We start from the raw sequence: 23,583 nt of genomic DNA on the forward strand, positions 1-23,583 counted from the left end.
CGCACGTGATCGGGGCGGGACCGGGTTGCCGGGCCCGCCCCGACGCGCAAGTAAGAACAAGACTATCGAGGAAACCGCCCGTCGTCCGAGAGGGGTCCTATGACCAAGAAGATCGTGTTCCTGGACCGTGAATCCCTCGATGCCAGGGTCCGACCGTTCGACTTCCCGCACGAATACGTCGAGCATGACTCGACCTGGACGCCGGAGGACACGGTGTCCCGCCTCCAGGGCGCCGAGATCGCGCTGATCAACAAGGTCCCAATGCGGGCCGAGACGCTGAAGCAGCTCCCCGACCTGAAGCTGATCGCGGTCGCCGCCACCGGCACCGACGTGGTCGACAAGGCCCAGGCGAAGGCTCAAGGGGTCACGGTCGTCAACATCCGCAACTACGCGTTCAACACCGTGCCGGAGCACGTGGTCGGGCTGATGTTCGCCCTGCGCCGGGCGATCGTGCCCTACGCCAACTCGGTGCGGCGGGGCGACTGGGCCAAGTCCAAGCAGTTCTGCTACTTCGACTACCCGATCTACGACATCGCCGGCTCGACGCTGGGGATCGTCGGCTACGGGGCGCTCGGCAAGTCGATCGGCAAGCGCGCCGAGGCGCTGGGCATGAAGGTGCTGGCCTACGACGTGTTCCCGCAGGACGGGCTCGTCGATTTCGAAACGATCCTCACGCAATCCGACGTGATCACGCTGCACGTGCCGCTGACCCCCGACACCAAGGGGCTGATCGGCGCCGCCGAGCTGAAGCGGATGAAGAAGAACGCCATCCTGATCAACACGGCCCGGGGCGGGCTGGTGGACGAGGCGGCTTTGCTCGCCGCGCTCAAGGACGGCACCATCGCGGGGGCGGGCTTCGACGTGGTGGCGCAGGAGCCGCCCAAGGACGGCAACATCCTGTGCGAGGCCGACCTGCCGAACCTGATCGTCACGCCGCACGTCGCCTGGGCCAGCAAGGAGGCGATGCAGATCCTCGCCGACCAGCTCGTCGACAATGTCGAGGCATTCGTGGCGGGCAAGCCGCAGAACGTGGTCGAGGCTTAACCTCAAGATTTACGGCGGGCGTTTCCCTCCCCCTTGCGGGGAGGGGTCAGGGGTGGGGGTGGTGCAGACGGCACCGCTCCGCTCAATCTTGGGCCACCCCCACCTCCGGCTCCTCCCCGCAAGGGGGAGGAGAGGAGCTACGTCTTCGCATCGACCCAACCAACATCAGCGACGGCGCCCCACAGGCGCGACGGAAAGGTCCAAGACGAAATGACAAAAAAACTGCTGTTCCTGTTCGACACCGATGCGGTCCCGAACGTGTTCGACACGGTGGTCGGCTATGACGGCGGCGCCGACCACATCGCCGGCTACGGCGGCGTGACCCCCGACAATGTCGGCGCGCTGGTCGACGGCACGATCTACACCCGGGGCGGCTCCGAGAAGAAGTCCACGGCGATCTTCGTCGGCGGCGGCAGCATGGCGGCGGGCGAGGAGCTGTTCAAAGCGGTCAAGAAGCGCTTCTTCGGCCCGTTCCGGGTCTCGGTGATGCTCGATTCCAACGGCTCGAACACCACGGCCGCCGCCGGCGTGGCGCTGGTGGCCAAGGCCGCGGGCTCGCTGCAGGGCAAGAAGGCGGTCGTGCTGGCGGGCACTGGCCCGGTGGGCATGCGCTCGGCGGCGCTGCTCGCCGGCGAGGGGGCCGAGGTGACGATCGCGGGCCGGTCGCTGGACAAGACCCAGGCCGCCGCCGATCAGATCAACACCCGCTTCAAGGTCAACGTGAAGGCCGCCGCCACCCCCGACGAGTCTTCCCGCGTCGCCCTCGTGAAGGGCACCAACCTCGTGTTCACGGCCGGCGCCATCGGCGTCGAGCTGCTGCCGGAGGCGGCTTGGGCGCAGGACCCGTCGATCGAGTTCGTGGCCGACTACAACGCCCAGCCCCCGACCGGCATCGGCGGCATCGAGGTGATGGATAAGGGCAAGGATCGCAACGGCAAGAAGGCCTTCGGCGCCCTCGGGATCGGCGGCCTGAAGCTCAAGCTGCACCGGGCCTGCGTGGGCCAGCTCTTCGAGAGCACCGAGCAGGTGCTCGATGCCGAGGAGATTTATGCGCTCGCCAAGTCGATGGCCTGAGGAGGCGCTGGTGACCGAGACGCATCGCCCCGAGACCGACAGCATCGAAACGTTCCTGGCGGAGCTCGCGAGCGCCGCCCCGACCCCCGGCGGCGGCGGTGCGGCGGCGATCTCCGGCGCCATGGGGGCGGCCCTGGTGTCGATGGTCTGCAACCTCACCATCGGCAAGAAGAAGTACGTCGAGGTCGAGGCCGAGCTGAAGGACGTTCTGGCCCGATCCGAGGGCCTGCGGGTCGTTCTCACCGGCATGATCGGCGAGGACGTCCAGGCCTTCGATGCCGTCATGGGCGCCTACGGCCTGCCGAAGGCCACCGACGACGAGAAGGCGGCGCGCGCCGAGAAGATTCAGGCGGCGCTCAAGACCGCCTGCGACGTGCCGCTCGCCTGCTGCCGGGCCTGCCGGGCGGTGATCGACCTCGCGGCGATCACCGCCGAGAAGGGCAATCTCAACGTCGTGTCGGATGCCGGCGTGGCGGTGCTCTCGGCCTATGCGGGCCTCCGCAGCGCGGCGCTGAACGTCTACGTCAACGCCAAGGGGCTGGACGACCGCGACTTCGCCGACGAGCGGTTGACGGAGCTGGAGGAGTTGCTCTCGGCGGCTGGCGCACTCAGCGAGAAAGTGTACGGCGTGGTGAAGGCCAAGGTGAACTGACAGCGCCGCGCTTGCCCTCCCCCGCAGAGGGGGGAGGGCAGGGCGCGTGCCGAAGGGCCAGCGCCCAATCGGCGGCGCATGCGCCCAAATCACGGACTCAACAGTCGAGGCCGGGTGCATCACGCCCCGGCCTCGTTGTTTTTCTGTATGCTGCAACGCACCATAGAATACGATCCGTGTTGCGTTTGCGAAAAAGCCCCCGTGAAGCGGCATCTCAAAAAATTTGACGGGCGTAATCCTTCCACTCAACTAAAGTAGAGCGCATCAACGGCGGCAACGAACCGCGGAGGAGGCGCCGAATGGACGTTCACGAGTATCAGGCCAAGGAGCTGCTCGCGAGCTTCGGCGTGGCCGTCCCGAAGGGCGCCATCGCGTTCAGCCCGGACCAGGCGGTCTACGCCGCCACCGAGCTCGGCGGCTCGTTCTGGGCCGTGAAGGCGCAGATCCACGCCGGCGCCCGCGGCAAGGCCGGCGGGATCAAGCTGTGCCGGACCTACAACGAGGTCCGCGACGCCGCCAAGGATCTCCTCGGCAAGCGCCTCGTCACGCACCAGACCGGCCCCGAGGGCAAGCCGGTGCAGCGAGTCTACGTCGAGACCGCGGACCCGTTCGAGCGCGAGCTCTATCTCGGCTACGTGCTGGACCGGAAGGCCGAGCGCGTGCGGGTCATCGCCAGCCAGCGCGGCGGCATGGATATCGAGGAGATCGCCGCCAACGAACCCGATTCCCTCATCCAGGTCGTGGTCGAGCCGGCGGTCGGCCTGCAGCAGTTCCAGGCCCGGGAGATCGCCTTCCAGCTCGGGCTCAACATCAAGCAGGTCTCGGCCGCGGTGAAGACCATCATGAACGCCTACCGGGCGTTCCGCGACTGCGACGGCACCATGCTGGAGATCAACCCGCTCGTCGTCACCAAGGACGACCGGGTGCTGGCCCTCGACGCCAAGATGAGCTTCGACGACAACGCCCTGTTCCGCCGGCCCGGCATCGCCGACATGCACGACCCGTCGCAGGGCGACCCGCGCGAGGCCCAGGCCGCCGAGCACAACCTCAGCTACATTGGCCTCGAGGGCGAGATCGGCTGCATCGTCAACGGCGCCGGTCTGGCGATGGCCACCATGGACATGATCAAGCACGCGGGCGGTGAGCCGGCAAACTTCCTGGATGTCGGCGGCGGCGCCTCGCCTGAGCGGGTCGCCACGGCCTTCCGGCTCGTGCTCTCGGACCGCAACGTCAAGGCGATCCTCGTCAACATCTTCGCCGGCATCAACCGCTGCGACTGGGTCGCCGAGGGGGTCATCCAGGCCGCCCGGGAGGTGAAGATCGACGTGCCGCTCGTGGTGCGGCTCGCCGGCACGAACGTGGAAGCCGGCAAGAAGATCCTGGCCGAGAGCGGCCTCGACCTGATCACCGCCGACACGCTGTCGGAGGCGGCCCGCAAGGCGGTCGACGCCTGCGCGGCGGCCAAGACCAAGCATTGAGGGGAGACCGCGCCATGAGCATCCTCATCGACGAGACCACCCCGATCATCGTCCAGGGCATCACCGGCGACAAGGGCACCTTCCACGCCAAGGAGATGCTGGATTACGGCACGAACGTCGTCGGCGGCGTCACGCCCGGCAAGGGCGGGCGCAGCCATCTCGGCCTTCCGGTGTTCAACACCGTCAAGGAGGCGGTGGCGGCCACCGGCGCCACGACCTCGATCACCTTCGTGGCGCCGCCGTTTGCCGCCGACGCCATCATGGAGGCGGCCGATGCCGGCCTGCGGCTGGTCTGCTCGATCACCGACGGTATCCCGGCCCAGGACATGATGCGGGTGAAGCGCTACCTGATGCGCTACCCCCGGGACCGGCGCACCCTGGTGGTCGGCCCGAACTGCGCCGGCATCATCTCCCCCGGCAAGGCGATGCTCGGGATCATGCCCGGCCACATCTACCTCCCGGGCAATGTCGGAGTGATCTCCCGGTCGGGCACGCTCGGCTACGAGGCGGCCGCGCAGCTGAAGGAACTGGGGCTCGGGATCTCGACCTCGGTGGGCATCGGCGGCGATCCGATCAACGGCTCGTCGTTCCTCGACCACCTCGCCCTGTTCGAGACCGATCCGGATACCGACGCGGTGCTGATGATCGGCGAGATCGGCGGCCCGCAGGAGGCCGAGGCCTCGGCCTGGATTCGCGAGAACATGTCGAAGCCGGTGATCGGGTTCGTGGCGGGGCTGACGGCGCCGAAGGGCCGCCGCATGGGCCATGCCGGGGCGATCATCTCGGCGGCCGGCGACAGCGCCGCCGAGAAGGCCGAGATCATGCGCTCGTACGGTCTGACGGTGGCGCCGGATCCGGGCTCGTTCGGTCAGACCGTGGCCGACGTGCTGGCCCGGGCGGCTTAGCGGCCCCTCAACCCTCCCCCCTCTGCGGGGGAGGGTGCCCCGCGATGCGGGGCGGGAGAGGGGCAGCGCGCCGGTGCGGGCTTCGGCTCCCGTCGCGACTTTTTTTCCGAAATGGCGCTCCCCTCTCCCGACCCCCGCTGACGCGGGGGCCACCCTCCCCCGCAGAGGGGGGAGGGAGCGCGTCGCGCTTCGTCCCGAAAGTACCGTGCGCCACGAGGTGGCCCCATGACCCGTACCCTTCACGCGACCCCCGGCCACGTCGATGCCACGGCCTTCGCGCCGCCGGTGATCACCGGCACCTCGTCGGAGCAGGCCCTGGACATCCTGTTCCAGGCGCTGCTCGACGTCGCCCGCCGGCACGATCCGGACCTGGAGGCGGTGCTGCACGGCACCGCCGACATCTCGCGGTTCTCGCCGCAGATGCTGGCACGCGCCCTCCAGGTGCAGGGGATCTGGTTCCAGCTGATCTCCATCGCCGAGCAGAACGCCGCGATGCGCCGCCGCCGCCACGTGGAGCGCACGGAGGGGCGGGCCGCGCTCGGCGGCTCCTTCGCCAAGGTCTTTTCGGATGCCCGCAAGCAGGGGGTGCCGCCCGAAAAGATCCAGGCGCTGCTGAGCGACCTGCGCATCCGCCCGACGCTGACCGCGCATCCCACCGAGGGCAAGCGCGTCACCGTCCTCGAAAAATTCCGGCGCATCTATCTTGTGCTGCGCGAGCTGGAAATGCCGCGCTGGACCGACCGCGAGCGCAACGGGCTCATGAACGAGCTCCGCGACCAGATCGAGCTGGTCTGGATGACCGGTGAGCTGCACCTGGAGAAGGCCACGGTCGAGCGGGAGGTCGCCTGGGGGCTGCACTTCTTCGACGAGACCCTGTTCGAGATGCTGCCCGAGACCCTGGAGACCCTGGAGGAGGCGCTCGCCGAGACCTATCCGGGCACGGATTTCACGGTGCCGCCGTTCTTCCAGTTCGGCTCGTGGATCGGCGGCGACCGGGACGGCAACCCCTACGTCACCGCCGCCGTCACCCGGCAGACCCTGCACCGCAACGCGCTGGCCTCGCTCACCCGCTACCGCGACGGCGTGCGCGAGCTGGGGCGGACCCTGTCGCTCACGGAGCGCACCCTGCCGCTGCCCGAGGGCTTTCGCGCGGAACTCGACCGGCAGCTCGCCGAGAGCGGGCAGGCCCGGGCGATCACCCGGCGCAACCCCGGCGAGCCGTATCGCCAGTATCTCTCCTGCGTCCTGCGCAAGATCGAGGCGACCATCGCCCGCAACGAGGGCGAGCACCCGTCCGGCCCCGATTACGCCAGCGCCGACGGGTTGATCGAGGATCTGCGCGTCCTGGAGCGCGGGCTGGCGGAGGCCAAATGCGCGGCGTTGGCCCGCGACCTCGTCCGCCCGGTCCGGCGCATGGTGGAGATCTTCCGCTTCTCGACCGTCCGGCTCGACCTGCGTGAGAACACCACCCGCACCACCGACACGCTCCACGCCCTCTGGCGCCAGCGCAACGGCGACGGCGAGCCGCCGGCCCTCGGCACCGCCGCCTGGCGGCAATGGCTCGACACGGAACTGGCCAGGCCGCGCGATCCCGAGCGCTCCTTCGAGGATCTGCCGGACGCCGCCCGGGAGACGCTGGCCACCTTCGCCCTCGTCGCCGAGATGCGCGAGGCCCTCGACCGCGAGGCGTTCGGCGCCTTCGTGCTGTCGATGACCCGCTCGGTGGAGGACGTGCTCGGCGCCTATCTGCTGGCCAAGGAGGCGGGGGTGTTCCTCGACGCGGCCGGCACCGAGATCTGCCCGTTGCCGATCGTGCCCCTGTTCGAGACCATCGACGACCTGCGCGCCGGCCCGGCGATCATGCGGGCGCTGCTCGGCACGCCGGTGGTGCGCCGCTCCACCCGCTGGCAGGGTGGCGTGCAGGAGGTGATGATCGGCTATTCCGACTCCAACAAGGACGGCGGCTTCGTCGCTGCCAACTGGGAGCTGTACAAGGCGCAGAGCAAGCTGACCCGGCTCGGCCAGGAACTCGGCGTCGGCATCGCCTTCTTCCACGGGCGCGGCGGCTCGGTGAGCCGGGGCGGCGTGCCGACCCACCGGGGCATCATGGCCCAGCCCCCGGGCTCGATCCGCGGCCGGTTCCGCACGACCGAGCAGGGCGAGGTCGTCTCGTTCAAATACGCCAACCGCGGCACCGCCGCCTACCAGATGGAATTGCTCGCCGCCTCGGTGTTCGAGCACGCCCTGGCCGGCGACGGCGAGCGGGCGGGGGCCGGCCACGACGACGCCCTGGAGGCGCTGGCCGGGGCGTCCCGGGCGGCCTATGTCCAGCTACTCCAGACCGACGGCCTCGTCGACTACTTCCAGGCGGCGAGCCCGCTGGACGAGATCGCGCTCCTGAATATCGGCTCGCGCCCGGCCCGCCGGTTCGGCGCCCGGTCGCTCTCGGATCTGCGGGCGATCCCCTGGGTGTTCGCGTGGTCGCAGAACCGGCACGTGATCACCGGCTGGTACGGGGTCGGCTCGGGGCTGGCGAGCTTCCTCGACGTGCGTGGCCGGGAGGGTGAGGCGACCCTGAAGCGCCTGTTCCACGAGTCGCGGGTGCTGCGCCTCGTCCTCGACGAGGTCGAGAAGACGCTGATGATGGTCGATCTCGACATCGCCCGGGCCTATGCGGGCCTCGTCGAGGATCCGTCGATCCGCGACCGGATCTTTTCCGCCATCGAGGCCGAGTACGCCCTGACCCGGGAGATGGTCCTGCGGGTGAGCGGCGGATCGGAGCTGGCCGAGCGCTTCCCGCTGTTCCGGGATCGGCTCAAGGGGCGGCTGCCGACGATCAACCAGGTCGGCCGCGAGCAGGTCGAACTGCTCGCCCGCTACCGCGCCGAGACCGACGAGGACCGGCGCGAGGCGGTGAAATCGGCCCTGCTGCTGTCGATCAACTGCATCGCGGTCGGCTTCGGGTCGACCGGATGAGGCATTGCGCGATTCTCCCTCCCCCCTTTGCGGGGGAGGGTGGCCCCCGAAGGGGGTCGGGAGAGGGGAGCGACGGTGCAGGACCTGGCTTTACCCGTCCCAATAGTCGCGCCTTATCCGGAACCCGGGTTCCCCTCTCCCGACCCCTGCTGACGCAGGGGCCACCCTCCCCCGCAGAGGGGGGAGGGGGACGCGCGGGTGTCATGAGCCGATGGAGCAGACCGAAACGCATCGCCGCGCCCTGTCAGGGAACCCTACGCGCGCCATTTGCCGCCGATGAACGGGATTGCATCCCGCAACGGCATCAGAACCGTCACCAGGAGAGAGAACCCAAGATGAGCTTCACCCTGATCCAGCAGGCCAAGGCCCGCCTGCACCGCTCGGAACTCGCCGTCCCGGGCTCGAACCCGACCTTCATGGAGAAGGCGACCTCCTCGGCCGCCGACGTGATCTTCCTCGATCTGGAAGACGCCGTCGCCCCCGACGACAAGGAGAAGGCCCGCACCAACATCATCCAGGCGCTCAACGACCTGGATTGGGGCAGCAAGACCATGATGATCCGCATCAACGGTCTCGACACCCACTACATGTACCGCGACGTGGTCGACATCGTCGAAGCCTGTCCGCGGCTCGACATGGTGCTGATCCCCAAGGTCGGCGTGCCCCAGGACGTCTACGCCATCGACGTGCTGGTCACCCAGATCGAGCAAGCCAAGAAGCGCGAGAAGAAGCTCGGCTTCGAGGTGCTGATCGAGACCGCCCTCGGCATGGCCAATGTCGAGGCGATCGCCCAGTCGTCGAAGCGCCTGGAGGCGATGTCGTTCGGCGTCGCCGACTACGCCGCCTCGACCCGCGCCCGCTCGACCGTTATCGGCGGCGTGAACCCGGACTTCTCGGTGCTCACCGACAAGGACGAGGGCGGCAACCGCCAGACCCACTGGCAGGACCCGTGGCTGTTCGCCCAGAACCGGATGCTGATCGCCTGCCGCGCCTACGGCCTGCGCCCGATCGACGGCCCGTTCGGAGATTTCTCCGACCCTGACGGCTACACCTCGGCGGCCCGGCGCTGCGCGGCGCTCGGCTTCGAAGGCAAGTGGGCGATCCACCCGAGCCAGATCGATCTGGCCAACCAGGTCTTCACCCCGTCCGAGGCCGAGGTGACCAAGGCCCGCCGCATCCTCGAGGCCATGGAAGAGGCCGCCAAGGCCGGCCGCGGCGCCGTCTCCCTCGACGGCCGCCTGATCGACATCGCCTCGATCCGCATGGCCGAGGCGCTGATCGAGAAGGCGGATGCCATGAAGGGCTGAGCCAGCGAGGACGCCCGACGTCGATTGCGCCTCTCCCGGGCGCGTCGGTACGGGTGTCCCGCGGGCTTCACCAGCCCGTCCGTGATTGGCCGCACGCGGCCGGTTGCGGCCGGGAGTTGAACGAATGGTTATCGTTCTGACGATCGCCAGAAAGGTAAGCGGCGAGTGGAGCTTCACCCTCCGCCTCGCCGCCCATCCGCTTTTCTGGACATGGCTAAACCCTAACGGGTGATCGCCAGGAGCCGGTGTAGCCATCACCGGCTCCACTTCCGAACATAGGCGAAGTCTCCCGCCTCGCCAAGAATCAGCGCGCGCAGCGCCGATTTCTCCTGCTCCCCAATGGGGAGGGACGGTTTCGTTCAGAACGGCCGGTCGCCCGGCAGCCGCGCCGCCGCCATCTCGTCCGGCGTCGGGTCGCGGTGGATCACGATCCCCGCGCGCCAGTCCGCCGCGATCAGGCCGAGCCGGGCGAAGCCGTCGAGCCAGCCGTCCATCGGCCAGAACCCGTGCCGGGCGTGGAAGCGGCCGGCATTGGCGACGATGTCGCGAAAATGCTGGAGCGGCGGGTCGAAGCCCGGGTGATGCTGGTGGTAGGCCTTCGGGCCGCCGAGGAACAGGATCGGCACCCCGGCCGCGTCGGCCCTGAACGCCAAGTCGGTATCCTCGGCCCCATAGCCGGAAAAATCCTCGTCGAAGCCGCCGAGCCGGTCATAGGTGGCGGCGCGCACCGCGAAGGCCAGCGACCAGAACAGGCCCGGCTGCGGCGCCGGCGCCACCACGCCCGGCGGCGGAAAGGCCCGCACCGGATGCGGATGTCCGAGCCGCTCCAGGTCGGCCTCGTGCCAGCCATCGCCGACCGCACCGGCCGGCAGATAGCCGATGGCGCAGCAGATCAGGCCGTCGTGTTCGGCCGCCGCCCGCGACAGGCCGGCCACGAGCCCCGCCGAGGGGATGCAGTCCACGTCGAGGAAGATCAGCGTGTCGGCCGTCGTCGCCCGGCGCCCGGCGTTGCGCGCCGCCGCGAGCGGCAGGCCGTCCCGCGGGAAGGGCACGCGCTCCACCGGGAAGGGCAGGACGGGCAGGGGCGCGTCGTCGCCACCGATCTCCACGACGATCGCGGCATCGGGCGGCGCGCCACGGCCGAGCCCTTCGAGCAGGCGGATGAGGTGCGGCCGCCGGCCCTTGTTGAGGGTGATGATGGCCGTGCTCACGGATCGGGTCCAGCGCGCAGGACGTCGATCCGATACGCCTCCGTCCGCGACTGGTGCAGGACCCGGGCGAAGGGCGCGGCGAGCCGGATGAACGCCTCGGCGGCCCCGTCGCCCGATTGCGGATAGTCGGTCTCGCCGAGCCAGTGCACCAGAACGAGATCGCCCCCGGGTGCGATCGCCGCGCCGGTCCGGCGTACCACCTCGGACAGGTCCGGGGCTGCGAGGAAGTACAGGACTTCGCCGAACACGATCAGATCGAATTGGCCGACCGGCCAGTCGGCCGGCACCGCGCCCTGGCGGATCTCGATGCCCGGCCGGTCGGCGCAGCGGGCCCGGGCCGCCTGGGCCGCCGCCGGGACCAGCTCGGTGGCGAGCAGCCGGTCGCAGCGCTCGGAGAGGGCGCGGGTGAAGACGCCGATCGAGCAGGCCGGCTCGAAGGCCGTCTGGTAATGCGCCCGGGGCAGGGCAGCCAGCGTCGCCGCGTATTTGTCGCGCTCGTAGGCCGAGGTCGTGAAGCCCCAGGGATCCGGATCGCTGGCGTACATCCCGGCGAAGTAATCGTCCGGCAGGGTCTCGGTCCGGCGGTTCATGCGGGGATTGCCACGAAGCGCTCGTAGGGGCCGCAGAGCCGGGCGATCATGTCGGGCTCGAGCCGGAAGCCCTGCGGATCGTCCGAGATCAGGTCCGTGGTCTGCGATTCGTGCGCCGCGACCGCGCGGGCCTTGGTCTCGCGATAGGCGGTGACGTCGAGGCGCAGACCCTCCGGCGCCGCGCCGACCTCGGTCTCGGGCGGCAGGGTCCAGCCCCAGACCGGATACTCGTAGACCCGCACCCCCGGCATCCGTGGCCGGGCCAGGGCGACGATGGCGGCGGCCGCCCTGTGGTCGCAATGCGGGTCGTTCCGCCACGTCACGAACGCTGCGCCGGCGCCGCAGGCGGCGGCGGCCTGCGCGACCGCCGCGGCGGCGGCCTCGGCGACCGGCCCATCGCTCGGCACGTGCGCGTCGGGCAGGCGCAAAAAGGTCACGTCCTCCGCCCCGAGCCCGAGGATCGCCGCAGCCCGCACGGTCTCCGCCTCGCGCAGGGCGCGCAGCGTTTCGGGCGGGTAAAGGCGGGAATGCGTGTGCGAGCCGCAGCCGTCGCTGATCACGACGAGATGTACGCGCCGCCCGTCCGCCCGCGCGGCCGCGATCAGGCCGCCGCAGCCGAGGCTCTCGTCGTCGGGATGCGGTGCGACGACCACCAGGCCGCCACCCCCGACCAGCGTGTCGAGGCTCGCCAGGGGCAGTGCGTCGGCGGCCGCCAGGAAGGCGTCGGCGCGCATCAGCGGGGCGCCGTTTGGGCGGGGAGGGTCGCGGAACGTACGGCGTTCCGGGATGGAAGGCGGGGGAGATCGGTCACGGATCGCTCCGGGGCGGCACGCGGGTTCGTGCCCCCCGGCTATCGGACCGGGTGCCTGAACGCGCCATGAGCGGCGCGTTCGGCTGGCCGTTGTGGCCTGTCGAGGCGGAACTTCACCGATCGTTCTCAGTGGTGAGCCCGCCGAGACGGGTCCCCTCGTCGGTGCCCGACTCGCTCGCCAGATGGACGCCGGGGGTGGGCGACTCGGTGAAGACCACCCCGGCCGCGCCGAGCGCACTCCGTACGGCCTCGATCTGCCCGCTCGGCGCATCGCCGTAGCCGCCCTCGAAATCGCGCACGAAGCGCTCGTCGAGACCGACCTTCGCGGCCAGATCCGCCTCGGACCATCCGAGCAGCCCCCGGGCCGCCCGCGACTGCGCCGGACTCATCGCGCGCGCGCTCGCCCCGCTCTGCGGGCCCTCGTCCGATCCTGCCAAGGTCACTCTCCCGATCCGCAATGTTCGACAACGGCCGCCGGCGCGGATCGTTTCCGGGCGGTCGCAGCGAGGCCCGACCATAATTGTGCTGAATTCCTGTCGCATCCGCCAAGGCGCATGGATTCGGATCGGCCCCTTGGGGGGCGGTCCCGCGCGGCGGGCGCGGGATATCCGGATCCGGAATGGCCTGCGCGCGGAGCGCGCGACATGGGGACTGAACGATGAGAGGGGCGCTGATCGCGACCTTGGCCTGTGCCGTTCTGGCCGCGGACCTGTCCGCGGCGACGCAGGCGCAGGCCCAGATGGGGGGCGGGTCTCCCACCGGATTCGGCAAGGGCAACCGTCGTCCCGGCGGCGAGGACGAGAAGAAGCCTCAATACGTCCCGGGGGCGAAGGCCAGCGAGAAGATCTTCCCGCTGGATTCCACCTGGACGGCCGTCAGCCTCAACGGCAAACCGTTCACCGGCGGGGATCGGCCGAGCTTCATCATCGACAAGCAGTACCGCGCCCGCGGCTACGGCGGCTGCAACACCTTCGCGGCCACCGCCTTCCCGCTCAAGGAGCAGCACATCGCCGTGGGCCCGCTCGCGCTCACCAAGAAGAGCTGCGACAAGGGCTTGGCGGCCACCGAACAGGCCTTCTTCGTCGCCCTGCGCACCTCGGCGGTGTGGGACCTGGTCGGCTCTCAACTGGTGCTCAAGAGCCCGAACGGCGAACTGAAGTTCGACCGCGCCCTTTAAGGACCCGTTCACCACGTCGGACGAAGGCGGGCGACGATTCAGACCGTCTTGGGGACCTTAGGGCATCACGCCTCCAGTATTGCGGAGGTGACGGATGCCAATCGGGATCGGTATCGGGCGCGGCGCCGACCTGCGCCCCGGGGTGATGCGGAGCCCGCGATCCACGGGCCCGGACGGGTTCCACCCCGGTGCCCTGTGGCTCGCCGCCACCGTGCCGGTGCTGGCCACCCTGCTCCTCGTCGTCCGGCTCGCGACCTGACGGCACGAGCCGTCTCGTCACGCTCCGATCATGGGGCGCCGGAGGGCTCCTCGGACGTATCCTGCGCGTCGGCGCGGGCCGGCTCGGCCGCCGCCTTCGGCATCGTCACGGGCGGAAACAACGTCGCCAAACCCGCGGCGACACCGTACAGGACCGGGTCCGCGTTCAATCCCGCCCGGGGTGGTTGAAGATCACTCGTCCGCATCATTCGCTTGCGGGCACCGCGCGCGTTCGCGAGCATCTGACCGCACCCTCATCATCTGTCGATCAACACGTCGAACATGGTCAATGCCGCGTGCCGCGATTCGTTGCCGCGGGCCGTTGATTTTTCGCGCCGGGACCCTGTCGCTGCCCGATCTCGGGGCGCAGCGTGCGCTCAGCCGCGCCGGCGCAGGACGGTGACCGGCGCCTCGGGCGGGCGGCAGGCGGCCGGGACCACGCTCATGATCGCCGCGCTCGGGCAGCGCGCCCGGCAGCTCTCGGCGGCCTCGAGCTGATCGCGGCCGCAGGCATCGGCGAAGCAGAAGGTCCCGAGATCCTCGCAACTGGCCCGGAAGCCGTCGAGCGGCGGCGCAACCGCACCCGGATCCGCGGCCGTCGCGGCGCCCTGGCTCAGCAGGAGTCCGACGAGGCCGATCGATGCGCGCAGCCGGGCCATCCGTAAACTCCATCCGCGCCTCGCGCGCGGCGGCAGCCTTAGCATCGGCAGTCGCACCCTGCCATGCCGGCGGCCGGCGATCGCTGCCGCCGGCCCGGGGGGACGATGCCCGTGGACGCGGCTTACGCCTTGGCTTTCGCCCGCTCGATCGCCTCTTCGATCAGCCGGTGGGCCTCCTCCTTGTCGCCCCAGCGGACGAACTTGACCCACTTGCCGGGCTCCAGGTCCTTGTAGTGCTCGAAGAAGTGCTGGATCTGCTGGATCGTGATCTCGGGGAGGTCGGTGTAGTTCTCGACCCGGTCGTAGCGCTTGGTCAGGTGGCGCGAGGGCACCGCGATGACCTTCTCGTCCTCGCCGCCCTCGTCCTGCATCACCATCACGCCCACGGGCCGCGCGCTGATGATCGCCCCCGGCAGCACGGCGCGGGTGTTGGCGACCAGCACATCGCAGGGGTCGCCATCGCCCGACAGGGTGTGGGGGATGAAGCCGTAATTCCCCGGATAGAACATCGGCGTGTACAGGAACCGGTCGACGACCAGCGCGCCGGAGTCCTTGTCCATCTCGTACTTGATCGGCTCGCCCCCGAGGGGCACCTCGATGATCACGTTGACGTCGTGAGGCGGCTTCTTGCCGAGCGGGATGGCGTCGATCTTCATGGCGTGTCGCTTCCGGATCCGGGCTTCTGAGTTTCCCAGACCTCTTAGAGACGCCGCCGGAACTTGCAAATCCGTCGTCGCCGCGCTCCGGCAACGAGTGCCGGAAAACGTTAGCCGAACAGGAAGCCGACCTTGGCCAGGGCGATTCCGGCCATGCGATCGAGCACCCGCGGGCCGGGCCGGCCCCCGAGCCCCTCGTAGAAGGCGCCGGCGCGGGCATTGTCCTCCAGGCTCCACACGCCGAGCCGCGTCAGGCCGTGATCGCCGAGATCGTTGCGGACCGCCCGGAACAGGCGCCGGCCCAGGCCGACGCCCTGATATTCGGGAAGGAGATACAGCTCGTCGATCTCGGCCTCGGTGCCGAGGCTGCGGCTGCGCGTCCGTCCATAGGCCGCGTAGCCGACGACCCGATCGGCCGTCTCCACCACGGCGATCGGCCGCCCGCGACGCAGGGCGCCGCGCCACCACGCCCGGTCCCGATCGGCGATCAGGCGCTCCAGGGCGACGCCCGGAATGATCCCGCGATAGGCCTCGCGCCAGGACGCATCGAACACCTTGGACAAGTCGCCGAGATCGGCCTCGCGGGCCCGGCGGATGCTCGTGGTGCGCGTGCTCATGGGCTTCCGGCCTCCCCTCATCCGACCGACGGATAACCCGCGCGGTCCGCCCAGGTTCGATGCCGATCCGGGCGGAGTGAAGGCAAGAACGGCGCCGAACTCCAGGCGGCCACGGGGCGCGGCCGGTTCGGCGGTGAATTGCCGGCCCCTCGGCCGGCTGATAGAGCCCGGCGCTCGTTCCCCGCGGCAGCACGGCCTTGTTCAACCGCTTCCTCAAGCCCGAGACGCGCTACGCGCGGCGCATGGCCCGAATCGCCCGCTTCGAGCGGCCGATCGCCGGCCCCGGCGACCGGCTGAAGGCCTGGGCCAACATGCTGCTGATCGACCACGGCGTGTTCCGCCTGGCCTATCTCAACCGGCACCGGGTCGGCACGGGGGCGCTGTGGCGCTCGGCCCAGCCCGGACCGCACCAGCTCGCGCGTTTCCGCGCCGAGGGCGTGCGCACGGTCATCTCGCTCCGCGGCGGCCGGGAGCACGGATCGTGGCCGCTGCAGCGGGAGGCCTGCGAGCGCCACGGGCTGAGGCTCGTGGAGTTCGTGCTGCGCTCCCGGGAGGCGCCGGACCGGGCGACCATCCTGGGCGCCAAGGCGTTTTTCGCGGGCATCGAATACCCGGCCGTGATGCATTGCAAATCGGGCGCCGACCGGGCCGGCCTCGCCTCGGCCCTCTACCTGATCCTGCACGAGGGCCGCCCCGTCGCCGAGGCGGCCCGGCAACTCTCGGCCCGCTACGGCCATCTCCGCTTCGCCAAGACCGGCATCCTCGACGCGTTCTTCGCCCGCTACCGCGCCGAGGGCGAGGCGCAGGGGATCGACTTCCTGACCTGGGTCGAGACGATCTACGATCCGGAGGCGCTCAAGCGCGACTTCCGGCCGGGCTTCTGGTCGGACCTCGCCGCGGACCGGCTGCTGCGGCGGGAGTGAGCCTCACGGGTCTCGGCCATCGGATGCGCCGACATCTTGCAAGGATTACACACCCGTTCCACATTCTCCCCGGGTTGCCGGGTGCGGCGGTCCAAGGGTGACGCGTGCGGGGGCGGCGTGGACTCGAAAGACTTGATCCGCACGCTCGAGGGCGCGGGCTGGGTTTGGCATTCGACGACCGGAAGCCATCGGCATTTCAAGCATCCGTCCAAGCCTGGAAAGATCACTATCCCGCATCCCAAGAAAGACATGCACCCGAAGACGGTCAGGGCCATCCTGAAGGCGGCCGGTCTCTAGAGTTTGTTTCCACGGGCAGAGGCAAACAGACATGAACGGCTATATCGGTCTCATGCACCCGCCAGCCGGCGTCTCCGAGTGGGGTGTCACGTTCCCGGACGTTCCGGGATGTGTGTCGGCAGGTACGAGCTTCGAGGTGGCGGCTGAGTCGGCGCGCGAGGCCCTGTCCGGCCATCTCGCCATGCTGATCACGGACGGGCTGGCACCGCCGCCTGCGCGCACGCTGGCGGAGCTCCGTGCGGATCCGTCCGTGGCGGAGGAACTGGAGGACGCCATGGTCCAGCTCATCGCCCCGCGACGGGTTCCGGGCGAGCGCGTGCGCGTCAACATCATGATCGACAAGGGATTGCTGCGGCTGACCGACGAGGCGGCTGAAGCCCGGGGCCTCAGCCGTTCGGCCTTCATCGAGGCGGCTCTGGTCAGCGCCACTGGCAGTTAGCGCATCGCTGCGGAAGCTGGTGCCGGCTTTCGGGGCGATGCGCGGGCAGACTCTACGTCACTCCGCCGCCGGCCGCGCCGCCTCGCGGAACGGGTGGGCCCTGTAGGTGCCGATCACCCGCACCTCGCGGGAGAAGAAGCCGAGCTCGTCGAGGGCCCGGCTGAGGCCCGGATCCTCGGGATGGCCGTCGACCTCGGCGTAGAACTGGGTGGCGGTGAACTCGCCGTCCATCATGTAGCTCTCGAGCTTCGACATGTTGACGCCGTTCGTCGCGAAGCCGCCCAGCGCCTTGTAGAGGGCCGCCGGGATGTTGCGGACGCGGAACACGAAGCTCGTCACGCAGGGCTCCGTCCCGGGGGCGACCGGGTCGGCCTCCGGGGAGAGCACCACGAAGCGGGTGGTGTTGTGCGCCTCGTCCTCCACGTCCCGCTCCAGGATGTCGAGGCCGTAGACCGCGGCGGCCAGCGCCGGCGCCAGCGCGGCCCGGCTCGGATCACCCAATTCCGCGATCTCCCGGGCCGCGCCGGCGGTGTCGCCCGCCACCACGGCCTTGAGGCCCAGGCGGCGGATGAGCCGCCGGCACTGACCCAGGGCGTGGACGTGGCTGTGGACGCTGCGCAATCCTTCGGCCGAAGCGCCGGGCAGCACCATCAGCTGGAAATGGATCGGCAGGAAGTGCTCGGCGACGATGTGCAGGGGCGAGGTCGGGATCAGGTGGTGGATGTCGGCGACGCGGCCCGCGATCGAATTCTCGATCGGGATCATCGCCCGCCGGGCCCGGCCCTCCGTGACCGCCGCGAAGGCATCCTCGAAGGTGGGGCAGGGCAGGGGCGTCCAGTCCGGATACGCCTCCGCGCAGATGATGTGCGAGTTGGCCCCGGGCTCCCCCTGATAGGCGATGGTGCGGTCGGTCATGGCGGTGGGATTCGTTCGCGAGGTCAGTTCAGGCGCCGGCCCCGGAGCAGGGCGCGGGCGCGGTCCAGGTCGGCTTGGGTGTCGACGCCGAGCGGCAGATCGTCGACGATGACGGCGTCGATGCGCATGCCGGCCTCGAGCGCCCGCAACTGCTCCAGCTTCTCCCGCTGCTCCAGCTCGCCCGGGGGCAGGGCGACGAAGCGGCCGAGCGCCGTGCGCCGGTAGGCGTAGAGGCCGATATGGTGCCAGAGCGGCCCGTCGCCCCAGGGGGCGCGGGCGCGGGTGAAATAGAGGGCGCGCAGCCGCCCGGGGCCGACATGGTGGCCGACGAGCTTGACCACGTTCGGGTTGTCGGCCTCGTGCGGATCGGTGATGGCCGCGCAGAGGGTGACGATGTCGACGGTGCGGTCGGCCAGCGGCAGGATGGCCGCGCCGATGATCGCCGGGTCGATGGTCGGCAGGTCACCCTGCACGTTGACGACCACGTCGTGGCGGCCCTCCGGATCGACGCTCTCCAGGGCCTCGGCGAGCCGGTCCGAGCCCGACGGGTGGTCGGCCCGGGTCATCACGGCGATGCCGCCCGCTGCCACCACGACCCGGGCGATCTCCGCCGCGTCGGTGGCCACCACCACGGGGCCGATCCCGGCCGCGACCGCGCGCCGCCAGACATGGACGATCATCGGCTCGCCGGCGATATCGGCCAGCGGCTTGTTCGGCAGGCGTGTCGCCGCGAGACGCGCGGGGATCAGGACCAGGGGATCGGACATCGCGTTCGGACCCGACGATTCGCAGCGCGGGCAAGGGCCGGACGGCCGCACCGCATGCGGGGCCGGCTGCTTATCAGGCCGGCCCCCCGTTGTCGTCCCCCAGAGCCGGAGAACCCGAATGGCGAAAAGATGCCGTTCGGTGACAAGCTTGACGATTCACCGGCATAATTCTGCGCTGCAGCGCCGCGGGGGCCGCCGCCGGCATTGTCAGGTGCCGCTGCGAACGGCTAAGGCAACTTCGAAATCTTCCAAATGTCCGGCGTCCGAATGCGCTCGCTCGTGATCAGGCGCGCGACGGGCCCGGGCCGAGACGCGAGTAGAGCATGAACGCGTTCGAGGTGAACAAGGTCCTGGGCGCGGTCCTCGGCGCTCTGCTGTTCGCGGCCGGATCGGGTTTCGTCGCCGAGTTGATCTACCACCCGCGGCCGGCGGGCAAGGCCGGCTACGACCTGCCCGAGCCGGAGCCGAAGACCGCTGAGGCCGCCCCGGAGGCCAAGGTCGAGCCGATCGCGGTCCGTCTCGCCAGCGCCAATGTCGAGAAGGGCGAGGCCGGCACCAAGGCCTGCCATGCCTGCCACAACTTCGAGAAGGGCGGGCCGAACAAGGTCGGGCCGGTCCTGTACGGTGTCGTCGAGCGGCCGAAGGGGGCGCATCCGGGCTTCGAGTATTCCGCGGCCATGAAGGAGAAGGGCGGCGCCTGGACCTACGCGGAACTCGACGAGTTCCTCACCAATCCGAAGGGGTACGTGAAGGGCACCAAGATGGCCTTCGCCGGGATCGCCTCGCCCCAGGAGCGCGCCAACGTCATCGCCTATCTGCGCTCGAACGCGGAGGATCCGAAGCCGCTGCCGGCCGTCGAGAAGACCGAGGCGCCGGCACCTGCGGCCGCCCCCGCGGCGGCCAAGCCTGCGGCGGCTGAACCCGCGGCGGCCAAGCCCGCGGAGGCACCGGCCGACAAGCCGACCGCCGCCAAGCCGGCGGCCTCCAAGGCGTCCGAGAGCAAGGACAGCCCGGCCAAGCCGGCGGATACCAGCACGGCCAAGCCGGTCGAGGAGAAGTCCCCCGGCAGCCCCCGCGCACCCAGCGAGTCCAGCGACCGCAATGCGCCGTCGCCACCGGCCGGCGCCCATGACGGCGACCAGCAGGGCCAGCCGTCGAGCGCGATCCCCGCCGAGCCGACCGCCCCCGCGGCGCCGGCCGCCAAGGAGCCGCCCGCGCAGGCCAATCCCGAGGCGGTCGACCGGGCGAAGGATCTCAACATCACCGTCCCGAGCAAGGACCCGAACGCGCCGAAGCCGTAGGGCCGCACCGGTGCGCGGGCGGCACCGGGCTGCAGCGATCAAGTGGCGAACGCATCCCGCCTGATTCGCCTGGGCACGCCGTCTGATTGCAACCGCGGATCCGCGCCGGTGATCTCGGCCCTTTGACCCGGAGCGATGGTCCCAGCCGCAGGGGACGGTGCGCGCCGCCGGATCCCCTGGGCCAAAGGCTCGACGGGCCCTGTTTCCAAGGTGTTCGCGCTGGGTGCGGGAATCGCGATTCCGGCTGCGACATTGTCAGACAGCTGCGTGGTGCCTCTTCTCCTTGTGGACTTGCGGACTCACGGATCGATCTGGGGGGTACACGGGTGCTGGATGAGGGCCGCGGGTCCCCTGTCCCGGGGGGGCTTGTCGCGCCGTCCCGAGCCGAGATGTGACCATCCTGGCTCTTGTGGGAAGGCGCGCGCGTCTGGCCGGTGTCCCGGCACCTCCGGAAACGCCGTGACAGGCCTGGCTCGACGGGCGCCACCGGCTCGGCACCGGCGAGCGCCGCGCGGGCCGGTCGCCGCATGGGGGCGGATACAGGGCGCCAGACCCCGTAACCGTCCTGCAGGGCCCGGCCCGGTTCCCGACCCGGCCCATGCAATCGGCGGGCGGATCGGCCCCCCGCCCTCCGCCGATGCCATGCGGTCCGACGCGCCGGCCCTCGATCCGGCGCAGGGCGCGGGGCGCCGGGCCCGACCTTTGCCTTTCGGCGGCCGCGACCCACCATTCGGCCGGGTTGGAGAACCGTGAAGGAGTGGCCTTGCCAGAGCGAAGTCTCAGTTCCGGGGAGCGCCCGGCGCCCCTGCCGCTGCTGGTCGCCGTGACCATGACCGGAACAGTCGCGCTGCACATCTTCGTGCCGGCGCTCGCCGCCGTGGCCGCGGATCTCGGCACCAATGCGGCCGGGGCGCAGCTCACCATCACGGTCTACCTGATCGGACTCGCGGGCGGCCAGCTGCTCTACGGTCCGCTCTCAGACCGGTACGGGCGGCGCCCGATCCTGATCGGGGGCCTCGGCCTCTATCTCGCCGGGCTGCTGCTGGCGATCCCGGCGCCGAATATCGGCGTGCTGCTGGTGGCGCGGGTGCTTCAGTCCCTCGGGGCCTGCGGCTCCCTGGTGATCGGCCGGGCGATGGTGCGCGACGTCTCCACCCGCGAGGATGCAGCCCGGAAACTCGCGATTCTCACCACGGCGATGACCCTCACCCCGGCGCTGGCGCCGGCGATCGGCGGGGTCGTGAACGAGGCCTTCGGCTGGCGGGCCGTGTTCGTTGTGCTCGCCGGCCTCGTGGCCGTGCTGGGGGCCCTGGTGGTGTTCAGACTGCCCGAGACCAACCGGCACAAGGTCGCGCTGCCCGGCTTCGTCGCGGTGCTGGCCGGCTACCTGCGGCTGGTGCGGATCCCGGTGTTCCGCGCCTACCTGGTGGCGGGGGCCTGCGGCGGCACGAGCCTCTACGCGTTCCTGGCGGTGGCGCCGTTCCTGCTCGTGGACCGGCTCGGCCGCTCCTCCCAGGAGGTCGGGTTCGATTGCCTGATGGTGGTGTTCGGCATGGTTGGCGGAGCGATGCTGGCCAGCCGCCTCGCCGCGCGGGTGCCGATCCGCAGGGCGGCGCGCCGCGGCAATCTCCTCTGCATCGCCGCGGCCTTGGCGCTGCTGCTCGTCGATCGGACCGGCCAGCTCGGCGTCGTCAGCCTGATCGCGCCGCTCTTCGCCTACGCGGTCGGCGTCGGCCTGCTCAGCCCGAACGCGGTGGCGGGCCTGATGAACGTCGATCCGCACGCGGCCGGCTCCGCCTCCAGCCTGTACGGCTTCACGCAGATGACCTTCGGGGCGCTGTTCACGGCCGCCGCCTCCGCCTGGCCCGCGACCACGGCCACGCCGGTGGCGCTGGCGCTGCTGGCCGCCGGCCTGATCGCGGCCCTGGCGCTCCGGCGGGCCTGACCCTCAGGCGCGCACCGGTTCCACGAGGCCGGAGACGCCGTCGCGAAACCCGTCGGTGAGTTCCAGCCACAGGAGGCGCGCCGGATCGACCGGGCCCGGCAGGGCCAGCCGCCCCGGCGGCACCGGCGCGAAGCCGAAGCGGGCGTAGTAGGGCGCGTCTCCCACGAGGAGCACCAGCCCCTCGCCCGCCTGCCGGGCCGCCTCGATCGCCGCGCGGGCCAGGGCAGTGCCGATGCCGCGGCCCGCAAAACTCGGATCCACCGCCAGGGGGCCGAGCATCACGAAGGGCGTCGGACCGGTCCGCACCGGGCCCATCCGCACCGAGCCGACGAGGAAGCTGCCCACCGACGCGGTGACACCGAGGTCCCGCCGCTCGGCCGCCCCCTCGCGCAGGCGATAGGCGGCGCGGGCGAAGCGGCCCGGGCCGAAGGCCCGGCCCTGGAGCCGGGCGATGGCGGGGGCGTCCTCCGGCCGCTCGGGCCGGATGACGAGGGAGAGGGAGGTCACGGGCAGGCTCACGGGGTCGGACGATGGCCGCGTAGCAGCGTCGGCTCGGCCCGGCAAACGGCAGCGGCGGTCCGGCGCCATTTCACGGCCCGGGATGGCCGGACGCCCCGGGACCGACCCATCTATTTGACAACACATTGTCAAATTGACAGCTTGCTGCCTTCATGTAGGATGGCCGCCATGAGGCAAGCGGACGCCCCCAGTGCCGAAGGCCGTCGCCGCACAGCGCTGACGGACCTGATTCTCGACGTGTTCCGGCTGAACGGCGCGCTGCTCGCCTCCGGCGACGCCCTGGTCGCGGATCTCGGGCTGACCAGCGCCCGCTGGCAGGTGCTGGGGGCCATCGCGCTGGTGCCGGCGCCGCTGCCCGTGGCGCACCTCGCCCGCACCATGGGATTGACCCGACAGGCGGTCCAACGCTCCGTCGCCGAGCTGCGCGCGGACGGTCTCGTTCGCCTGGAGCCGAACCCCCACCATCGGCGCGCCGCGCTGGTGAGGATGACGGAGCCGGGCGAGGCCGCCTACCGCGCCGCGAGTCGGCGCCAGGAAACCTGGGCGGATGCCCTGGCCGCCGACTTGCCGCCCGAGATCATCGAGGCCGCCGACGGTGTCCTGCGTGTCCTACGGGTTCGCCTCGCCGGTCCCGATCCGTCCCCCGCCACCGCACCGGACACCCTGGAGACGTGCTGACATGCCGACATTCATCGAGACCGACCGCACCGTGATGCTGGAGGATCAGCTCAAGGATGGCGGCGCGGACGGACCCGTCGTCCTCGTCAATACCTTCGTCGTGCCGCCCGCGGAGGCCGACCGCTTGCTGGTTGCATGGCGTGCCGACGCCGCGGTCATGAAGCGGCAGCCGGGGTTCATCTCGACCCAGCTGCATCGCGGCATCGCCGGCAGCGGCGCGTTCCTGAACTACGCCGTGTGGGAATCGGTCGCCCAGTTCCGGGCGGCGTTCGCGAATCCGGAATTCCGGGCCCAGCTCGCCGCCTATCCCGAGGGCGCGACGGTCAGCCCGCACCTGTTCCGGCCGATCGCCGTTCCGGGCATCTGCGTCGCTTGAGATCGGGC

26 protein-coding genes are annotated in these 23,583 nt (G+C 70.6%); 16 read left to right on the plus strand and 10 right to left on the minus strand.

Going from position 1 to position 23,583, the window contains the following annotated elements; genetic code table 11:
• Positions 1-99: 99 nt before the first annotated feature.
• The 7 genes from AC3IF3_RS14980 to AC3IF3_RS15010 all read left to right on the plus strand — a co-directional run bounded on the left by AC3IF3_RS14980 (position 100) and on the right by AC3IF3_RS15010 (position 9,436).
• The gene (locus AC3IF3_RS14980) at positions 100-1,044 is read left to right on the plus strand and encodes a D-2-hydroxyacid dehydrogenase (RefSeq protein WP_489229378.1); all 945 of its coding nucleotides are present in this window, start codon (positions 100-102) and stop codon (positions 1,042-1,044) included.
• Between the two features lie 210 nt (positions 1,045-1,254).
• Positions 1,255-2,118 (plus strand): NADP-dependent methylenetetrahydromethanopterin/methylenetetrahydrofolate dehydrogenase, encoded by an 864-nt coding sequence (locus AC3IF3_RS14985; protein ID WP_489229379.1) that lies wholly within the window; start codon positions 1,255-1,257, stop codon positions 2,116-2,118.
• 10 nt (positions 2,119-2,128) lie between these two features.
• Positions 2,129-2,770 (plus strand): methenyltetrahydrofolate cyclohydrolase, encoded by a 642-nt coding sequence (gene fchA / locus AC3IF3_RS14990; protein ID WP_243967788.1) that lies wholly within the window; start codon positions 2,129-2,131, stop codon positions 2,768-2,770.
• A gap of 299 nt (positions 2,771-3,069) precedes the next feature.
• Complete coding sequence (locus AC3IF3_RS14995) at positions 3,070-4,248, plus strand: malate--CoA ligase subunit beta (protein WP_243967787.1); 1,179 nt, start codon at positions 3,070-3,072, stop codon at positions 4,246-4,248.
• A 14-nt stretch (positions 4,249-4,262) separates the two neighbouring features.
• Positions 4,263-5,153, plus strand: coding sequence for a succinate--CoA ligase subunit alpha (gene sucD, locus AC3IF3_RS15000; RefSeq protein WP_243967786.1), 891 nt, complete (start codon positions 4,263-4,265; stop codon positions 5,151-5,153).
• Positions 5,154-5,378: 225 nt separating this feature from the next.
• The gene (locus tag AC3IF3_RS15005) at positions 5,379-8,129 is read left to right on the plus strand and encodes a phosphoenolpyruvate carboxylase (RefSeq protein ID WP_489229380.1); all 2,751 of its coding nucleotides are present in this window, start codon (positions 5,379-5,381) and stop codon (positions 8,127-8,129) included.
• 335 nt (positions 8,130-8,464) lie between these two features.
• Positions 8,465-9,436 carry an HpcH/HpaI aldolase/citrate lyase family protein gene (locus AC3IF3_RS15010; protein WP_243964771.1) on the plus strand — a complete coding sequence of 324 codons (972 nt, stop codon included), beginning with the start codon at positions 8,465-8,467 and terminating at the stop codon, positions 9,434-9,436.
• Positions 9,437-9,795: 359 nt separating this feature from the next.
• Here the strand turns inward: AC3IF3_RS15010 and AC3IF3_RS15015 are convergent, their stop codons facing one another.
• From AC3IF3_RS15015 to AC3IF3_RS15030, 4 genes are all read right to left on the minus strand, one after another.
• On the minus strand, positions 9,796-10,647 hold the full coding sequence (locus AC3IF3_RS15015) for a glycosyltransferase family 2 protein (protein WP_489229381.1): 852 nt from the start codon (positions 10,645-10,647) through the stop codon (positions 9,796-9,798).
• On the minus strand, positions 10,644-11,237 hold the full coding sequence (locus tag AC3IF3_RS15020) for an SAM-dependent methyltransferase (RefSeq protein ID WP_489229382.1): 594 nt from the start codon (positions 11,235-11,237) through the stop codon (positions 10,644-10,646). The genes AC3IF3_RS15015 and AC3IF3_RS15020 overlap by 4 nt, the downstream gene beginning before the upstream one ends.
• Positions 11,234-11,971, minus strand: a complete 738-nt coding sequence (locus AC3IF3_RS15025; protein ID WP_489229383.1) for a PIG-L deacetylase family protein — start codon at positions 11,969-11,971, stop codon at positions 11,234-11,236. The genes AC3IF3_RS15020 and AC3IF3_RS15025 overlap by 4 nt, the downstream gene beginning before the upstream one ends.
• Positions 11,972-12,161: 190 nt before the next feature.
• Positions 12,162-12,485: a helix-turn-helix domain-containing protein gene (locus tag AC3IF3_RS15030; protein ID WP_243964767.1), complete on the minus strand. Its 324-nt coding sequence runs from the start codon at positions 12,483-12,485 to the stop codon at positions 12,162-12,164.
• A 221-nt stretch (positions 12,486-12,706) separates the two neighbouring features.
• Between AC3IF3_RS15030 and AC3IF3_RS15035 the strand changes: the two genes are divergently transcribed.
• Together AC3IF3_RS15035 and AC3IF3_RS15040 are read left to right on the plus strand one after the other, a co-directional pair.
• The gene (locus AC3IF3_RS15035; protein ID WP_243964766.1) at positions 12,707-13,225 is read left to right on the plus strand and encodes an META domain-containing protein; all 519 of its coding nucleotides are present in this window, start codon (positions 12,707-12,709) and stop codon (positions 13,223-13,225) included.
• Positions 13,226-13,319: 94 nt separating this feature from the next.
• The gene (locus AC3IF3_RS15040; protein ID WP_489229384.1) at positions 13,320-13,484 is read left to right on the plus strand and encodes a hypothetical protein; all 165 of its coding nucleotides are present in this window, start codon (positions 13,320-13,322) and stop codon (positions 13,482-13,484) included.
• 376 nt (positions 13,485-13,860) lie between these two features.
• Here AC3IF3_RS15040 and AC3IF3_RS15045 read toward each other — a convergent pair whose 3' ends face one another.
• From AC3IF3_RS15045 to AC3IF3_RS15055, 3 genes are all read right to left on the minus strand, one after another.
• Positions 13,861-14,142 (minus strand): hypothetical protein, encoded by a 282-nt coding sequence (locus AC3IF3_RS15045; RefSeq protein ID WP_489229385.1) that lies wholly within the window; start codon positions 14,140-14,142, stop codon positions 13,861-13,863.
• A 122-nt stretch (positions 14,143-14,264) separates the two neighbouring features.
• Positions 14,265-14,798: an inorganic diphosphatase gene (ppa, locus tag AC3IF3_RS15050; RefSeq protein WP_489229386.1), complete on the minus strand. Its 534-nt coding sequence runs from the start codon at positions 14,796-14,798 to the stop codon at positions 14,265-14,267.
• A 110-nt stretch (positions 14,799-14,908) separates the two neighbouring features.
• Positions 14,909-15,415, minus strand: coding sequence for a GNAT family N-acetyltransferase (locus tag AC3IF3_RS15055; RefSeq protein ID WP_489229387.1), 507 nt, complete (start codon positions 15,413-15,415; stop codon positions 14,909-14,911).
• A 197-nt stretch (positions 15,416-15,612) separates the two neighbouring features.
• Here AC3IF3_RS15055 and AC3IF3_RS15060 point away from each other — a divergent pair, with 197 nt between their 5' ends.
• The 3 genes from AC3IF3_RS15060 (at position 15,613) to AC3IF3_RS15070 (ending at position 17,074) form a co-directional block, all read left to right on the plus strand.
• Positions 15,613-16,338: a tyrosine-protein phosphatase gene (locus AC3IF3_RS15060; protein ID WP_243964759.1), complete on the plus strand. Its 726-nt coding sequence runs from the start codon at positions 15,613-15,615 to the stop codon at positions 16,336-16,338.
• Positions 16,339-16,470: 132 nt separating this feature from the next.
• On the plus strand, positions 16,471-16,635 hold the full coding sequence (locus tag AC3IF3_RS15065) for a type II toxin-antitoxin system HicA family toxin (protein WP_489229388.1): 165 nt from the start codon (positions 16,471-16,473) through the stop codon (positions 16,633-16,635).
• Positions 16,636-16,687: 52 nt separating this feature from the next.
• On the plus strand, positions 16,688-17,074 hold the full coding sequence (locus AC3IF3_RS15070; RefSeq protein WP_489231306.1) for a type II toxin-antitoxin system HicB family antitoxin: 387 nt from the start codon (positions 16,688-16,690) through the stop codon (positions 17,072-17,074).
• Positions 17,075-17,131: 57 nt separating this feature from the next.
• Here AC3IF3_RS15070 and AC3IF3_RS15075 read toward each other — a convergent pair whose 3' ends face one another.
• A complete protein-coding gene (locus AC3IF3_RS15075; protein WP_243964756.1) occupies positions 17,132-17,989 on the minus strand; it encodes a prephenate dehydratase in 858 nt (285 codons plus the stop codon).
• A 23-nt stretch (positions 17,990-18,012) separates the two neighbouring features.
• Positions 18,013-18,756 (minus strand): 3-deoxy-manno-octulosonate cytidylyltransferase, encoded by a 744-nt coding sequence (locus AC3IF3_RS15080; protein WP_489229389.1) that lies wholly within the window; start codon positions 18,754-18,756, stop codon positions 18,013-18,015.
• Positions 18,757-19,079: 323 nt separating this feature from the next.
• On the opposite strand from AC3IF3_RS15080, the gene AC3IF3_RS15085 reads away from it, so the two are divergent.
• Both AC3IF3_RS15085 and AC3IF3_RS15090 read left to right on the plus strand, forming a co-directional pair.
• Positions 19,080-20,057, plus strand: a complete 978-nt coding sequence (locus tag AC3IF3_RS15085; RefSeq protein WP_489229390.1) for a c-type cytochrome — start codon at positions 19,080-19,082, stop codon at positions 20,055-20,057.
• Between the two features lie 763 nt (positions 20,058-20,820).
• Positions 20,821-22,002, plus strand: a complete 1,182-nt coding sequence (locus AC3IF3_RS15090; RefSeq protein ID WP_243964753.1) for a multidrug effflux MFS transporter — start codon at positions 20,821-20,823, stop codon at positions 22,000-22,002.
• Positions 22,003-22,005: 3 nt separating this feature from the next.
• On the opposite strand, the gene AC3IF3_RS15095 is transcribed toward AC3IF3_RS15090, so the two are convergent.
• Positions 22,006-22,509 (minus strand): GNAT family N-acetyltransferase, encoded by a 504-nt coding sequence (locus tag AC3IF3_RS15095; protein WP_489229391.1) that lies wholly within the window; start codon positions 22,507-22,509, stop codon positions 22,006-22,008.
• A gap of 180 nt (positions 22,510-22,689) precedes the next feature.
• Here AC3IF3_RS15095 and AC3IF3_RS15100 point away from each other — a divergent pair, with 180 nt between their 5' ends.
• Both AC3IF3_RS15100 and AC3IF3_RS15105 read left to right on the plus strand, forming a co-directional pair.
• Entirely contained in the window at positions 22,690-23,199 is a 510-nt protein-coding gene (locus tag AC3IF3_RS15100; RefSeq protein WP_489229392.1) for a MarR family winged helix-turn-helix transcriptional regulator, read from the plus strand.
• Between the two features lies 1 nt (position 23,200).
• Complete coding sequence (locus tag AC3IF3_RS15105; RefSeq protein ID WP_489229393.1) at positions 23,201-23,575, plus strand: antibiotic biosynthesis monooxygenase family protein; 375 nt, start codon at positions 23,201-23,203, stop codon at positions 23,573-23,575.
• Positions 23,576-23,583: the final 8 nt, after the last annotated feature.

The organism is Methylobacterium sp. J-118, from assembly GCF_057836565.1.